At 69.5% G+C, this 13071-nt stretch carries 12 protein-coding genes; 6 read left to right on the plus strand and 6 right to left on the minus strand.

All coding sequences use genetic code 11. From position 1 onward, the window contains the following. Positions 1 to 49: 49 nt before the first annotated feature. From ACE3RQ_RS16940 to ACE3RQ_RS16965, 6 genes are read right to left on the minus strand one after another with little or no spacing between them, the layout of a single operon-like run. On the minus strand, positions 50 to 373 hold the full coding sequence (locus ACE3RQ_RS16940) for a hypothetical protein (protein WP_374523246.1): 324 nt from the start codon (positions 371 to 373) through the stop codon (positions 50 to 52). After that, positions 355 to 1245, minus strand: coding sequence for an FAD-binding domain-containing protein (locus ACE3RQ_RS16945; protein WP_374523247.1), 891 nt, complete (start codon positions 1243 to 1245; stop codon positions 355 to 357). The genes ACE3RQ_RS16940 and ACE3RQ_RS16945 overlap by 19 nt, the downstream gene beginning before the upstream one ends. Before the next feature lie 26 nt (positions 1246 to 1271). Beyond that, entirely contained in the window at positions 1272 to 2057 is a 786-nt protein-coding gene (locus tag ACE3RQ_RS16950; RefSeq protein WP_374523248.1) for a GntR family transcriptional regulator, read from the minus strand. Continuing rightward, the gene (locus tag ACE3RQ_RS16955; RefSeq protein ID WP_374523249.1) at positions 2041 to 3255 is read right to left on the minus strand and encodes an amidase; all 1215 of its coding nucleotides are present in this window, start codon (positions 3253 to 3255) and stop codon (positions 2041 to 2043) included. Before ACE3RQ_RS16955 ends, ACE3RQ_RS16950 begins: the two co-directional genes overlap by 17 nt. After that, positions 3252 to 4175, minus strand: a complete 924-nt coding sequence (locus tag ACE3RQ_RS16960) for a polysaccharide deacetylase family protein (protein WP_374523250.1) — start codon at positions 4173 to 4175, stop codon at positions 3252 to 3254. The genes ACE3RQ_RS16955 and ACE3RQ_RS16960 overlap by 4 nt, the downstream gene beginning before the upstream one ends. A gap of 10 nt (positions 4176 to 4185) precedes the next feature. Beyond that, the gene (locus ACE3RQ_RS16965) at positions 4186 to 4596 is read right to left on the minus strand and encodes a nuclear transport factor 2 family protein (RefSeq protein ID WP_142085616.1); all 411 of its coding nucleotides are present in this window, start codon (positions 4594 to 4596) and stop codon (positions 4186 to 4188) included. A gap of 225 nt (positions 4597 to 4821) precedes the next feature. Between ACE3RQ_RS16965 and ACE3RQ_RS16970 the strand changes: the two genes are divergently transcribed. The 6 genes from ACE3RQ_RS16970 (at position 4822) to ACE3RQ_RS16995 (ending at position 13069) form a co-directional block, all read left to right on the plus strand. Beyond that, positions 4822 to 6006, plus strand: a complete 1185-nt coding sequence (locus ACE3RQ_RS16970) for an ABC transporter substrate-binding protein (RefSeq protein ID WP_374523251.1) — start codon at positions 4822 to 4824, stop codon at positions 6004 to 6006. 90 nt (positions 6007 to 6096) lie between these two features. Continuing rightward, entirely contained in the window at positions 6097 to 6975 is an 879-nt protein-coding gene (locus ACE3RQ_RS16975; RefSeq protein WP_142085612.1) for a branched-chain amino acid ABC transporter permease, read from the plus strand. Continuing rightward, a complete protein-coding gene (locus ACE3RQ_RS16980) occupies positions 6972 to 9539 on the plus strand; it encodes an ATP-binding cassette domain-containing protein (RefSeq protein WP_374523252.1) in 2568 nt (855 codons plus the stop codon). The genes ACE3RQ_RS16975 and ACE3RQ_RS16980 overlap by 4 nt, the downstream gene beginning before the upstream one ends. 207 nt (positions 9540 to 9746) lie before the next feature. Further along, positions 9747 to 10787, plus strand: coding sequence for an ABC transporter ATP-binding protein (locus ACE3RQ_RS16985; protein WP_374523253.1), 1041 nt, complete (start codon positions 9747 to 9749; stop codon positions 10785 to 10787). A 59-nt stretch (positions 10788 to 10846) separates the two neighbouring features. Further along, positions 10847 to 12130 carry a PotD/PotF family extracellular solute-binding protein gene (locus tag ACE3RQ_RS16990; RefSeq protein WP_374523254.1) on the plus strand — a complete coding sequence of 428 codons (1284 nt, stop codon included), beginning with the start codon at positions 10847 to 10849 and terminating at the stop codon, positions 12128 to 12130. Positions 12131 to 12154: 24 nt separating this feature from the next. Further along, positions 12155 to 13069 carry an ABC transporter permease gene (locus ACE3RQ_RS16995; protein ID WP_374523255.1) on the plus strand — a complete coding sequence of 305 codons (915 nt, stop codon included), beginning with the start codon at positions 12155 to 12157 and terminating at the stop codon, positions 13067 to 13069. Positions 13070 to 13071 lie beyond the last annotated feature (2 nt).

Below are 13071 nucleotides of genomic sequence, written 5' to 3' on the forward strand. Positions count from 1 at the left end.
CCGCCACCGTCGGCCCGTGCCCTGCCGTGCCGGCCCGCCGCCTGGGGGGTCAGCGGGTCAGCCAGTGCTCCGCCGTGGCGACGCCCTGGCTCACCACCTTCCACCACTGCATGAAGGAATCGCAGCGCTTGGCCACCTCGGGGAACAGATCGGCGGGCGCCAGGCACTCGGCCCAATCTGAGAGCCAGGCCGCCAGGTGAGGCTCGGCCACCGTGCGCACGCGCCTGGCGCCTCGAAGCGCCTGACCCAGCTGCTGGGCGTCGGCGTGCCAGCGCAGCGCGCCGAGTTCGCCCATGCGCTGCCCCACCCAGTGCCAGCGGTGCGCGTTCCAGGGCCAGGCCTGGTGGAAATCGGTCACGGCGATGCCGACCACCACCGTCTCGGGTGAAAGGTCGGTGGGCAGTGCGCCCAGTGCCCAGGGGTGCACCAGCCACACGTCGCGCCCGGCCACGGCCGCGCCATCGGGCGATGCCCAGGCTGGCTGGTCTGGTGGGGCGGCCAGCAGCGCGGGTTCTTCGGCCGCCTCGGTGCTTGCCCCGGCGGCGGCCTGGGGGGGCGTGCCGAGGGATCGCGCGCCAGTTGGTCAAGCGCTTCATAGGTGGTGTCGATCACCGTGCCGGGGCTGTGCCAGGGCGCGGGCGCGAACTTGGCCACGTTCTCGGCGTTGAAGAGATAGGGCTTGTGGCTGCCCGTGCCGGCCACCCATTGCCAGCTCAGGTGGTTGCTGGCGAGGTCACCGTCGAGCAGGTGGCCGTAAAGCCAGTCTGCCCCGGCGCGCCAATGCACCTTGCGCACATGCACCACGTAGCTGGCCAGCCACATGCGCGCGTGGTTGTGCAGCCAGCCGGTGGCGTACAGCTCGCGCACGGCCTGGTCGATGGCGGGCACGCCCGTGCGCCCTTGGCGGATGTCGGCCGGCAGCTCACGGGCGTAGGCCTCGTCGGGCAAAGGGCCCGGGTGCAGCGATTGCAGGATGCCATCGCCCCGGTGCTGCCACACGTGGCGGAAATAGGCCCGCCATCCCAGCTCGAACACCAGCTTGTGCTGCGCGGGCAGCGTGTGCCCAGCCACCATGCCTTGCAGCACCTCGCGCAGACCGACCAGGCCATGGGTGAGGTAGGGCGAGAGGCGGGTCACGGCGCCATCCAGGGCGTTGCGGGTGCGCGCGTAGTCGGAAGGGCGGATGGCGCCAATGCGGCGCAGGGCATCGGCGCGGGTGGGGGGAAAGTGGTCGAGCGGGGGCATGGGCTTGGTAGGCTTGTATGCCGGCCTCAGCCCAGGCCCAGCAGCTTGGCGAGGTTTCGCTCGTCGTCGGGCGTGCCCAGCATCAGGTGTTCTTCCAGTTCGCGCAGGTGCTGGTCCATGAGTTGCACCGCGCCTTCGGCGTCGCCGCGGGCGATGCAGTCCACGATGCGTTCGTGCTCGTCGTGTTCGCAGGATGCGTTGCCCGGTGGCTGGTGCACGGCCACGATGAGCGAGCAGCGCGAGACGATTTCTTGCAGGTAGCGCTGCAGGATGGGGTTGCCCGAGAGTTCGGCCAGGCGCAGGTGGTAGGCGCTGGCCAGGCGCGCCCAGGCGGGCTGGTCGAAGCGGTGCATGGCCTCGTGTTCGGCGCGCAATTGCTCGCGCAGGCCCTTGAGGTCGCGGGCGGTGGCGCGCTCGGCCACCAGGCGCACGATGGCGGCTTCCAGCGCGCGCCGCGCCTCGAAGATCTGGCGCGTTTCTTCGCGCGTGGGCACCGCCACGATGGCGCCCCGGTTGGGACGCAGTTGCACGATGTGGTCGTGCGCGAGCTTCTGCAGCACCTTGCGCACCACCGAGCGGCTCACGCCGAACAGCTCACACAGCGGCGCCTCGGGCAGCTTGGTGCCGGGCTTGAGGCGCTGGCCCATCACGCTGTCGAACACCGCGCGGTAAAGGCGGGTTTCGACGTCGGCGCTGTCGTCGGCCGAGGGGCTGTTCACCGGCGGCGCGGCGCTGGACCGGCGCTGGGGCGGCGTGGCGCGGGCGGGGCGTTTGGCGCGGGTGGTGGGGCGGGGGTCAGGCGATTTGGGCATGCAGGCGGCGGGCGAGTCCGATCAGGGCCAGGTCGCTGCCGGCGGGGCCCAGCAACGACAAGCCCAAAGTATCGCCGCCCGCCGTGCGCACCGGCAGGCTCACCTGCGGCAGACCGCTGAGGCCGGCGATGCAGGTGATGGCCATGGTGCGCAGGCGGATGGCGTCCACGCTGGCGGGGTCGGCGTCGCGAAGGGGCGCCAGGCTGGCGGCCGAGGGCAGCAGCAGCAGGCCGTTGTCGCCCAGCAGGCCGCGCACGTGCTCGCTGATGCGGGCCTGGGCGGCGCGCGCGGCGGCGGCGGCCTCGGCCGTGACCTGGCTGGCGGCCTGCCAGCGCGCGGCGATGGCGGGGGCGAAGACGGGCTGGGCCTGGTTGATCCATGGGCCGTGCACCTGCCAGCCCTCGAAGGCGCCAGCGGTGGCGTAGGTCTGGCGCCAGGCGCCCAGGCCTTCGTCGCCGGCAATGGTCAGGTCTTGCGGGGGGGCACCGAGCAGGGCAGCCAAGGCGTCGCGTGCGCGCGCCAGGGGCTCGGCGAACAGCGCATCGGCCAGGGCCCAGGCGTCCAGCGGTAGCAGCAGCCGGGTGGCGCGCCAGCGGCTGGCGGGCAGCAGCACCTGGCCCACGCGCTCGAACACCGCGCCATCGCTGGCCAGCCAGGTGGGGGTGTCGAAGCGTGGGTGCAGGGGCACCAGGCCCTCGCCGCTGAGCAGGCCGTGGGTGGTGCGCAGGCCCCACAGGCCGCAGTAGCTGGCGGGCACGCGGGTGGAGCCGCCGGTGTCGGTGCCCAGGGCAAAGTCCACCAGGCCAGCGGCCACGGCCGCCGCCGAGCCGCTGGACGAGCCGCCGGTGACGCGACCGGGGTAGCGGCTGTTCAGGGGCGTGCCGTAGTGGGCGTTGTCGCCGTGCAGGCTGTAGGCCAGTTCGTCGGTGATGACCTTGCCCATGAGGGTGGCGCCCGCTTGCAGCAACTGGGCCACCACCGGGCTGTGCGCGGTGGGCACGGGGTGGGTGGCCAGCCAGGTGGGGTTGCCGGCGCCGGTGGGGTGGCCGGCCACGTCGAACAGGTCTTTGGCGGCGAAGCGCAGGCCGGCCAGCGGCCCGCCGGGCTGGCCGGCCAGGGTGAAGCGGCCGTGCGGCACCCAGGCGCCAACGGTGTCGGTGATGGGGAAAGGTGGGGGAAAGGGCAGGGGGGCGTTCATGCGGTGATCTCGGGGCGTTGGGTGGCGAGTTGGTCCATGTGCTGGCAGATGGCGCCGGGGGTGGTGAACCACACCTCGCCGCTGTCGCGCGCGGCCACCAGGTGCTGCAGCGCGCGGCGCAGGTGGCGCAGGCGGTAGGGCTGGCCCACCAGGTAGGGGTGCAGGGCGATGCCCATCACCAGGGGCTGCTGGCGCGACTGTTCCCGCATCTCGTCAAAGTGGTCCACGATCATTTGCGCGAAGTCTTTGCCGTCGAGCTGTCGGCCCACGATCATGGGAATGTCGTTGAGCTCTTGCGGGTAGGGAATGGCCCACAGGCCCTGGCCGTCGCGGGTGGACAGGCGGGTGGGCTGGTCGTCGTGGCACCAGTTCAGGGTGTAGCGGTAGCCGGTTTCGGTCAGCAGGTCGGGCGTGAGTCGGCTCTCGCTGATCCAGGGCGAGAGCCAGCCCTTGGGCTCGCGGCCGCTGTGCTGGCGCACGCGATCGCGGCAGAGTTGCAGCAGCTCGCGCTCGCTGGCCTCGTCGAGCACGCCCTGGCGCTCGGCGTTGCTGTGGCCGTGGCCCACGATTTCGTCGCCCCGGGCCACGCAGGCGGCCACGAGTTCGGGGCAGTGGTCGTAGAGGGCGGTGTTCACCAGCGCGGCCGAGGGCAGGCCGAGTTGGTCGAACAGCTCAACGCAGCGCCAGGCGCCCACGCGGTTGCCGTACTCGCGCCAGGCGTGGTTGAGCACGTCGGGCTGGGGCGAGGCGGGGCCGATCATGGCGCCCAGGCCTTCACCAAAGGCAAAGTGCTCCAGGTTGAGCGCCAGGTAGACGGCCAGCCGCGCGCCATTGGGCCACTCGTAGTGAGGCCGGCGGGTGATGGGGCGGTAGGCAAAGCGCCCGTGGTCGGGCAGCAGGCCGGTGTAGAGCGCGGGCATGGGCTTGTCCTTACAGGGTGGCGAGGCCGGCGCGCGCCAGCAGCCACTCGGCGCTGTCGTTCCACACGTCCATCTGGGTGATCTGGCCGTGGCGCACCACGTAGCGGTCGACGTAGCGGTTGCCCTCGAAGGGCGTGCCATCGGGCCACTCGCCGTAGAGGGTGCCCAGGCTGTAGACCACGGTGTGCTCGGGGGTGCCGCCGGCCACGGTTTCGGTGGCGTCGATGCGCTTCTTCACCCAGCGGTAGCGCGTGGCGTTGAAGGCGGCGCACTCGGCTGGTGCGCTCATGGCGCGCCCGCCGGTGAAGCGGATGCGCAGGTCAGGCGCCACGTAGCGGCTGGCCGCGGCGGGGTCGGGAATCATGAGCAGGCGCAGGTAGTCGTCCACGATCTGGGCGGGGCTCATGTGGGGGCTCGACATGGTGATTTCCTTCTTGGGTTCCCCGCTTTGGTGCCCGATGCACCAGGCGGGCACGCCCTGGGCGTGTGTTTGGTGTGTTCGCAAAAGACATGCCAAATTGTCAACAATCTTAATATCTGTGTGTTGCCAATAAAGTGGCCATCGTGGCGACACTGGCACGCCACTTGCAAGGCAGAACGGGAGCGCGGGCCCACCCGCCCCTTTTCCCAACTCAGGAGTTCTGCCATGACCCGTTCCCCGTTTTCTCTCGGCCGTCGCCACCTCTTGGCCGCTGGCCTGGCCCTGGCCGCTGCCACCCCCGCGCTGGCCAACGAACCCATCAAGATCGGCCTGGTCACCGCGCTGTCGGGGCAGTCGGCCCTGGCCGGCGAGGCCATCACGCGCGGCATGCAAGTGGCCATTGACGAGATCAACGCCAAGGGCGGCCTGCTGGGCGGGCGCAAGCTGGAGCTGGTGCGCCGCGACGACGAGGCCAACCCCGCCAAGGGCGTGGTGGCCGCGCGCGAGCTGGTCTACCGCGAAAAGGTCGCCGTGGTCTTCGGCGGCCTGGACACGCCGGTGTCCATGGCCATCGTGCCGTTGATGAACCAGGAAAAGGTGCCTTTCATGGGGCCGTGGGCCGCGGGCACCGGCATCACCCAGAACGGCGCCAAGCCGAACTTTGCGTTCCGCGTGTCGGCCGTGGACGAGATCGTGGACGTGGGCATGCTGGCCTACGCCCAGAAGACCTTCAAGACCGCCAAGCCCGGCCTGATCCTGGTGAACAACCCCTGGGGCGAGAGCAACGAGAAGGGCCTGAAGGCGGCCATGGCGGCCAAGGGCGTCACCCCGGCCGGCGTGGAAAAGTTCGAGGCCAACGACGTGGACATGGTGCCCCAGCTCTCGCGCCTGAAGGCCGCGGGCGCCGACACGCTGTTCATGGTGGGCAACGTCGGCCCCTCGGCCCAGGTGGTGAAGTCGCTGGAGCGCATGGGCTGGAAGGTGCCCATCGTGTCGCACTGGGGCCCGGCCGGTGGCCGCTTCACCGAGCTGGCCGGCGCCATGGCCAAAGACGTGCACTTCGTGCAGACCTACAGCTTCTTCGGCAAGCAGTCGCCGGTGGGTGAGCGCGTGATCAAGGCCATGGTGGCCAAGTACCCCAACGTGAAGGGCCCGGGCGACATCTCCCCGGCCGTGGGCGTGGCCAACGCCTATGACGCCATGCACCTCACCGCGCTGGCCATTCAGGCCGCCGGTTCCACCAAGGGCGATGACATCCGCCAGGGCTTCTACAAGATCGACAAGTTCGAGGGTCTCATCAAGACCTACACCAAGCCCTTCACGCCCGAGGTGCACGACGCCGTGCAGGCCAACGACTACGTGTGGGCGCAGTTCGTCGACAACCGCATCGTGCCCGTGGGCCTGAACTGAAGCCCTGAGGCCCTGTGGCCTGCACCCCTGCGCCAGCCCGGGCCTTGCGGCCCCGGGGCTGGCCGACTTTTCCCTTGAAGAGGACGAACCATGTTGGTGTTATCCGCGCTGGTCAGCGGCCTTGGCCTGGGCAGCATGTACGGGCTGATGGCCCTGGGCTTTTACGTGACCTATGCCGTCAGCGGCACGGTCAACTTCGCCCAGGGCAGCTCCATGATGCTCGGCGCCGTGCTCACCTACACCTTCGCCCAGACCCTGGGCTGGCCCGGCTACGCGGCCGTGCTGCTGGCCCTGGCCCTGTGCGCCTGCTACGGCCTGCTGGTGGAGTGGCTGGCGGTGCGCCCCTTTGTGAACCGCGGCTCTGATGCCTGGCTCATGGCCACGGTGGCGCTGGGCATCGTGCTGGACAACCTGGTGATGGCCACCTACGGCAAAGAGCCGCGCAGCCTGCCGTCGCCGCTGGCGCAGGCGCCGCTGGAAGTGGGCGGGCTTGGCCTGGGGGTGTACCCGCTGCAGCTCGTCATTCCGGTGGTGGGCCTGGTGCTGGCGGCGCTGCTGCACTACCTGTCGCGCCGCACGCGCTGGGGCACGGCCATGCTGGCCGTGGTGCAGAACCGCGCCGCCGCGCGCCTGATGGGCATTCCCATCCGGCGTGCCGTGGGCCTGGCGTTTGCGCTCTCGGCCCTGTTCGCGGGCATCGCGGGCGTGCTGATCGCGCCGCTGATGAACGTGCACTCCGACATGGGCACGCTGTTTGGCCTGAAGGCCTTTGCCGTGGCCATTCTGGGCGGCATCACCAGCGCCTGGGGCGTGATGATCGCCGGCCTCATTTTTGGTCTGGTGGAGGCCACCATCACCGCCACGCTGGGCTCGGGCTACACCCAGATCGTGACCTTCGCGCTGGTGATCGCGGCGCTGGCCTGGCGGCCCAACGGTCTCTTCGGCCGCGCGGAGGTGAAAAAGGTATGAGCCCCTTGACTGTTTCTCATCGCCCCGCCGCTGTGCTGGGCCTGGGCACCCCGCTGCAGATCGGGGCCATGGTGGCCGTGCTGGCGCTGGGCGCCATCCTGGCCCTCACGCTCAATGGCTATTGGGTGTTCGTGCTGGCCAACGTGGCCCTGCTGGCCCTGGTGGGCGCGGGCCTGAACGTGCTGATCGGGCTGACCGGCCAGATGTCGTTTGGCCACGTGGGCTTCTATGCGATGGGCGCCTACACCGTGGCCATCCTCACCACCAAGCTGGGCCTGAGCTTCTGGCTGGCCTGGCCGCTGGCCGCCCTGGTTGGCGCGGCCGCCGGGGCGCTGCTGGCCCTGCCCGCGCTGCGGGTGAAGGGGCCGTACCTGGCCATGATCACCATCGCCTTCGGCTTCATCGTCGAGCACAGCCTGGTGGAGGCGGGCGCACTCACGGGCGGGCAGAACGGCATCATGGGCATTGCCGGCCCGGCCCTGGGCGGCGTGGCGCAAGGCGAGCGGGCCATGGCCTTGCTGGCCATCGGCGCGGCTGGCCTGGCCCTGGCGGCCTATGCCTGGCTGGCGCGCGGCACCTGGGGCGCCGCCATGCGCGCCGTGCGCGACGCCGAGACCGCGTCCGAGTCGATCGGCCTGAACCCGCTGGCCATCAAGACCGTGGCCTTTGCCTTGTCGGCGCTGTGCGCGGCCGCGGCCGGCGCAGTGTTCGCGCCGCTGTCGGGCTTCGTCACGCCGCACACCTTCGGTTTTGTGCAATCGATTCTGTTCGTGCTGGTGGTGGTGCTGGGGGGCGCTGGCTCGGTGGCGGGGCCGCTGGTGGGCGCGGTGATCGTGGGCCTGCTGCCCGAGCTGCTGGCCGGCATGGAGGAATACCGCCTGCTCTTCTTCGGCGTGTTGCTGCTGGTGGTGCTGTGGGCTGCGCCCGATGGCGTGGCCGGCTTGGTGCGGCGCCTGAAAACCGCGCTGCGCTCGCGCCTGGCACCCGCCACACCGGCACCGATCACGGCCGATGCGGGCACCGCCTTCGGCCTGCCCCGGCGCGCGCGCCTGCCCCTGGCCGCCCAGGGTCTGACCATGCAGTTTGGTGGCGTGCGCGCCGTGGCCGACCTGCACTTCAGCGCACCCGCTGCCGCCGTCACCAGCCTGATCGGCCCCAACGGCGCGGGCAAGTCCACCGCGCTCAACATGCTGGGCGGCTTCTACCAGCCCACGGCCGGTGGCTTCACGCTGGGCGGTGATCGACTGACTGGCCTGAGCGCCCTGCACATCGCACGGCGTGGCGTGGCCCGCAGCTACCAGACCTCGCAACTTTTTGGCAGCCTCAGCGTGCAAGACAACGTGGTGCTGGCCATGCACCGGGGCCGCCTGGGCCCGCTGCTGGGCGCGGCCCGGCGCCACGCCGCCGAGCACACCGCCCTGGCCCGCGAGCTGCTGGCCTGGTGCGGCTACACCGGGCACCCGGACACGCCCGCCGCCGATCTGCCGCACGTGGACCGGCGCCTGGTGGAGATCGCGCGCGGCCTGGCCAGCGACCCCGAGGCCCTGCTGCTGGACGAACCCGCCGCCGGCCTCTCGCGCGAAGACAAAGAGCGCCTGGGCGCACTGCTGCGCCGCATTGCCGATGCGGGCGTGACGGTGCTGCTGGTGGAGCACGACATGGCCCTGGTCATGGGCATCAGCGACCAGGTGGTGGTGCTGGACGCGGGCGTGCGCCTGGCCGTGGGCACGCCCGCCCAGGTGCAGGCCGACCCGGCCGTGCAGCAGGCCTACCTGGGCGAGTCGCTGCAGGGCGAGGCCGGGCCACGCACCAGCGAAGCCAGCGACACCAGCGCGCGTCCCGAGATGCTGGGCGTGGGCGCGCTGGTGGCCGGTTACGGTGCCGAGCCGGTGCTGCACGGCATTGACCTGCAGGTGCGCCAGGGCGAGGCCGTGGCCTTGCTGGGCGCCAACGGCGCGGGCAAGTCCACCCTCATGAAGGCGCTGGCTGGCCTGCACCGGCCGGTGCAGGGCGGCATTCACCTGGAGGGCACCGAGCTCAAGAACCTGGGGGCCGAGCAGGTGGTGGCGCGCGGCCTGGTGCTCGTGCCCGAGGGGCGCCAGGTGTTCCCCGAACTGAGCGTGCTGGACAACATTCGCCTGGGCGCGTTCCTGCACCCGGCCGATCGCGATGCCCGGGTGGAGGCGCAGTTGCAGCGCTTCCCGCGCCTGCGCGAGCGCCTGCACCAGCGCGCGGGGCTCTTGTCTGGCGGCGAGCAGCAGATGCTGGCCATCGCCCGCGCGCTGATGTCGCGCCCGCGCATCTTGTTGCTGGACGAGCCTTCGCTCGGCCTGGCGCCCAAGGTGATCGCCGAGCTGTTCGCCGCGCTTGACCAATTGCGCCAGGAGGGCATGACGCTGCTGCTGGTGGACCAGATGGCCGGCTTGGCCCTGGCCCTGGCGGACCGTGCCTACGTGATCGAGGGCGGGCACATCGTGGCCCAGGGCACGGCGGCGCAGATCGCGGCCGACGGGGCGCTCGCCCAGGCCTACCTTGGCGAGCAGGTGGCACCGGCCGTGGCGTAGCGCCTCCCTGCCGCCCACTGGCCTTCCCCAGTGCGGCCCGCGTTTGAATCAAACGATTCAAACGGGTCGCCTGGGGAATTTTTTTTCCATTCTGGTGCGGGGCATCCGGTGGCGGCACTTCTTTGGGGACGGCGCAAGGCGGTTCGCACCAGACCTGACCCCGGACAAGCGCCTAAGGCGTGGCACGGTCTTTGCACTGAGGGTGGCATGACGGCCCAAGACACTCCCTCTGGTTCCACGATCGAACTGGTCGCGCTCACCAAGCACTATGGCGGTGGCAGCCCGGCGGTGAACAGCATCAACCTGCGCATCGAGCGCGGCAGCTACTGCTGCCTGCTGGGCCCCTCGGGCTGCGGCAAGAGCACCACGCTGCGCATGATTGCGGGGCACGAGTCGGCCACCAGCGGTGACATCTTGCTGGACAACCGCAACATCACCGACCTGCCGGCAGCAGAGCGTGGCACGGCCATGATGTTCCAGAGCTTCGCGCTGTTTCCCCACCTCAGCGCGCTGGACAACGTGGCCTTCAGCCTGAAGATGAAAGGCGTGGACAAGGCGCAGCGCCAGGCCCGCGCGGCCGAGCTGCTGGAGCGCGTGGCCATGGGGCACCTGGCGCAGCGCAAGCCGGCCGAGCTCTCAGGCGGTCAGCAGCAGCGCGTGGCCCTGGCGCGCGCCCTCATCACCCAGCCTCGGGTGCTGCTGCTGGATGAGCCGCTGTCGGCGCTTGATCCCTTCCTGCGCATCCAGATGCGGGCCGAGCTGCGCCGCTGGCAGAAAGAGCTGGGCCTGACCTTCGTGCACGTGACGCACTCGCAAGAAGAGGCCATGGCCCTGGCCGACACCATGGTGGTGATGAACCACGGCCTGATCGAGCAGGTGGGCTCGCCCCACGCGGTCTACAACCGCCCGGTCAGCGAGTTCGTGGCCCGTTTCATGGGCGGCCACAACGTGCTGCAGACGCCCGCCGGCAAGGTGGGCGTGCGCACCGACCAGATCCAGGTGCTGCCCCTGGCCCGGGCGCAGGCCGAGGCCGCCACCAACCGCCGCGCCGTGGTGTCCGACGTGGAGTACCAGGGCACCTATGTGCTGCTGGGCCTGCACAGCGCCGGCGCGCCCGTGTCCGCCCACACCACGGCCGAGATCTCGGTGATGGTGCCCGAGGCCAGCTTCGCCGCCCAGCCCTTCGCGGTGGGCGACGAGGTGCAACTGGCCTGGGCGCCCGAGGCCGCGCACCCCTTGGCCGCCTGAGCCCGCCTTTCTGTTTTCACGACCCCTGTTTCCACCCCACCACGCAAGAGGACTTCACCATGTCAGACCAGGCTTCCCACGACACCGACGCCGCCAGCGGTCACGTTCAGCGCCGCACCCTGCTCAAGGGAACGGCCGGCATTCTGGCGGCGGGCATGTTTCCGGCCGTTCACGCGCAGGAAAAAATCGTGCTGCGCTACCTGGGCACGGCGGTGAACCAGGACAAGGCCATCGCCGAGAAGTTCAAGGCCGACACCGGCATCGAGATCCAGTACGTGGCCGTCACCACCGACGAGGTGGCCAAGCGCGCCGTGACCGCGCCCAACAGCTTTGACCTGCTGGATTCCGAGTACTTCTCGCTCAAGAAGATCGTGCCCACCGGCAACCTCAAGGGCATCGACACCAAGCGCATCAAGAACGCCGACAAGATCACCCCGCTGTTCACCAAGGGCGAGATCGGCGGCAAGAAGGTGGGCGACCAGGGCACCGCGCCGAAGAAGGTGATGTACCTCGAAGGCGAGAAGTCCAAGAAGTTCGCGACCTCGCCCACGCAGTACATGTCGCTCATCCCCACGGTCTACAACGCCGACACGCTGGGCATCCGGCCCGACCTGATCAAGCGCCCCATCAGCAGCTGGGCCGAGCTGCTCAACCCCGAGTTCAAGGGCAAGGCCTCCATCCTGAACATTCCCTCCATCGGCATCATGGACGCGGCCATGGTGGTGGAAGCCATGGGCCTCTACAAGTACCCCGACAAGGGCAACATGACCAAGAAGGAGATCGACCTCACCATCAAGACCCTGATCGAGGCCAAGAAGGCCGGCCAGTTCCGCAGCCTCTGGAAAGACTTCAACGAGTCGGTCAACCTCATGGCCTCGGGCGAGGTGGTCATTCAGTCGATGTGGTCGCCCGCCGTCACGGCCGTGCGCTCCAAGGGCATTGCCTGCACCTTCCAGCCGCTGAAAGAGGGTTACCGCGCTTGGGCCGCTGGCTTCGGTCTGCCCACCACGCTTTCCGGCCGCAAGCTCGACGGCGCCTACGAGTTCATCAACTGGTTCCTCGACGGCTGGGCCGGCGCCTACCTGAACCGCCAGGGCTACTACAGCGCCGTGCTGGAGACCGCCAAGGCCAAGATGGAGCCCTACGAGTGGGCCTACTGGATGGAAGGCAAGCCCGCCGAGAAAGACATCAAGAGCCCCAACGGCGAGCTGCTGCACAAGGCCGGTGGCGTGCGCGACGGCGGCTCTTACGAGCAGCGCATGGGCGCCATCTCGTGCTGGAACGCGCTCATGGACGAGAACACGTACATGGTGCAGAAGTGGAACGAGTTCGTCGCCGCCTGAGCGCGCACCTGAGCTGAGCCCGCCATGAGCACCCCCGCCGTCTCTGCGCACGCACCGTCATCCGGCAGCCCGGGCCGGGCCCTGGCCGCCTGGTGGCAGGCGCTGCCCCTGACGGCGGTGTTCGTGCTGTTCTTTCTGCTGCCCCTGGCGCTCATCGGCATGGTGAGCTTCTGGGACTTCAACGAATACGAGTTGCTGCCGGCCTTCACGGCCAAGAACTACGTCTCCATCTTTGAAGGCTGTGGCAATACGCAAGAGCTGTGCACCACCTTCAAGACCTACCTCTCCACCTTCAAGTTCAGCCTGCTGGTGTGGCTGATCACGCTGGTGGTGGGCTTCACGGTGTCGTACTTCCTGGCCTTTCACGTGCGCTCCAGCACCGTGCAGACGCTGCTGTTCGTGCTGTGCACCGTGCCCTTCTGGACGTCCAACGTGATCCGCATGATCTCGTGGGTGCCGCTGCTGGGGCGCAATGGCCTGGTGAACCAGAGCCTGATGGGGCTGGGCCTGGTGGAGCAGCCCGTCGAGTGGTTGCTGTTCTCCGACTTCTCGGTGGTGCTGGCCTTCGTGCACCTCTACACCATGTTCATGATCGTGCCCATCTTCAACTCGATGATGCGCATCGACCGCAGCCTGCTGGAGGCCGCCAGCGACAGCGGCGCCTCGGCCTGGCAAACCCTGTGGAACGTGATCGTGCCGCTCTCGCGCACCGGCATCATCGTGGGCTCGATCTTCGTCATCACCATCGTCATGGGCGACTTCGTCACCATCGGCGTGATGGGCGGGCAGCAGATCGCCTCGGTGGGCAAGATCATTCAGGTGCAGACCTCGTACCTGCAGTTCCCGCTGGCCGCCGCCAACGCCGTGATCCTGCTGGCGCTGGTGCTCATGATCATCTGGGCGCTCACGCGCCTGGTCGATGTGCGCAAGGAGCTTTGAGC

The organism is Hydrogenophaga sp. (genome assembly GCF_041913525.1).
Lineage (GTDB): Bacteria > Pseudomonadota > Gammaproteobacteria > Burkholderiales > Burkholderiaceae_C > Hydrogenophaga.

What these genes read in the sequence shown, in the direction of transcription:
- ACE3RQ_RS16950 (WP_374523248.1), bottom strand. Translation starts at nt 2,057, where the DNA reads ATGCCCAAATCGCCTGACCCCCGCCCCACCACCCGCGCCAAACGCCCC.
- ACE3RQ_RS16975 (WP_142085612.1), top strand. Translation starts at nt 6,097, where the DNA reads ATGTTGGTGTTATCCGCGCTGGTCAGCGGCCTTGGCCTGGGCAGCATG.
- ACE3RQ_RS16995 (WP_374523255.1), top strand. Translation starts at nt 12,155, where the DNA reads ATGAGCACCCCCGCCGTCTCTGCGCACGCACCGTCATCCGGCAGCCCG.
- ACE3RQ_RS16945 (WP_374523247.1), bottom strand. Translation starts at nt 1,245, where the DNA reads ATGCCCCCGCTCGACCACTTTCCCCCCACCCGCGCCGATGCCCTGCGC.
- ACE3RQ_RS16980 (WP_374523252.1), top strand. Translation starts at nt 6,972, where the DNA reads ATGAGCCCCTTGACTGTTTCTCATCGCCCCGCCGCTGTGCTGGGCCTG.
- ACE3RQ_RS16965 (WP_142085616.1), bottom strand. Translation starts at nt 4,596, where the DNA reads ATGTCGAGCCCCCACATGAGCCCCGCCCAGATCGTGGACGACTACCTG.
- ACE3RQ_RS16985 (WP_374523253.1), top strand. Translation starts at nt 9,747, where the DNA reads ATGACGGCCCAAGACACTCCCTCTGGTTCCACGATCGAACTGGTCGCG.
- ACE3RQ_RS16970 (WP_374523251.1), top strand. Translation starts at nt 4,822, where the DNA reads ATGACCCGTTCCCCGTTTTCTCTCGGCCGTCGCCACCTCTTGGCCGCT.
- ACE3RQ_RS16955 (WP_374523249.1), bottom strand. Translation starts at nt 3,255, where the DNA reads ATGAACGCCCCCCTGCCCTTTCCCCCACCTTTCCCCATCACCGACACC.
- ACE3RQ_RS16990 (WP_374523254.1), top strand. Translation starts at nt 10,847, where the DNA reads ATGTCAGACCAGGCTTCCCACGACACCGACGCCGCCAGCGGTCACGTT.
- ACE3RQ_RS16960 (WP_374523250.1), bottom strand. Translation starts at nt 4,175, where the DNA reads ATGCCCGCGCTCTACACCGGCCTGCTGCCCGACCACGGGCGCTTTGCC.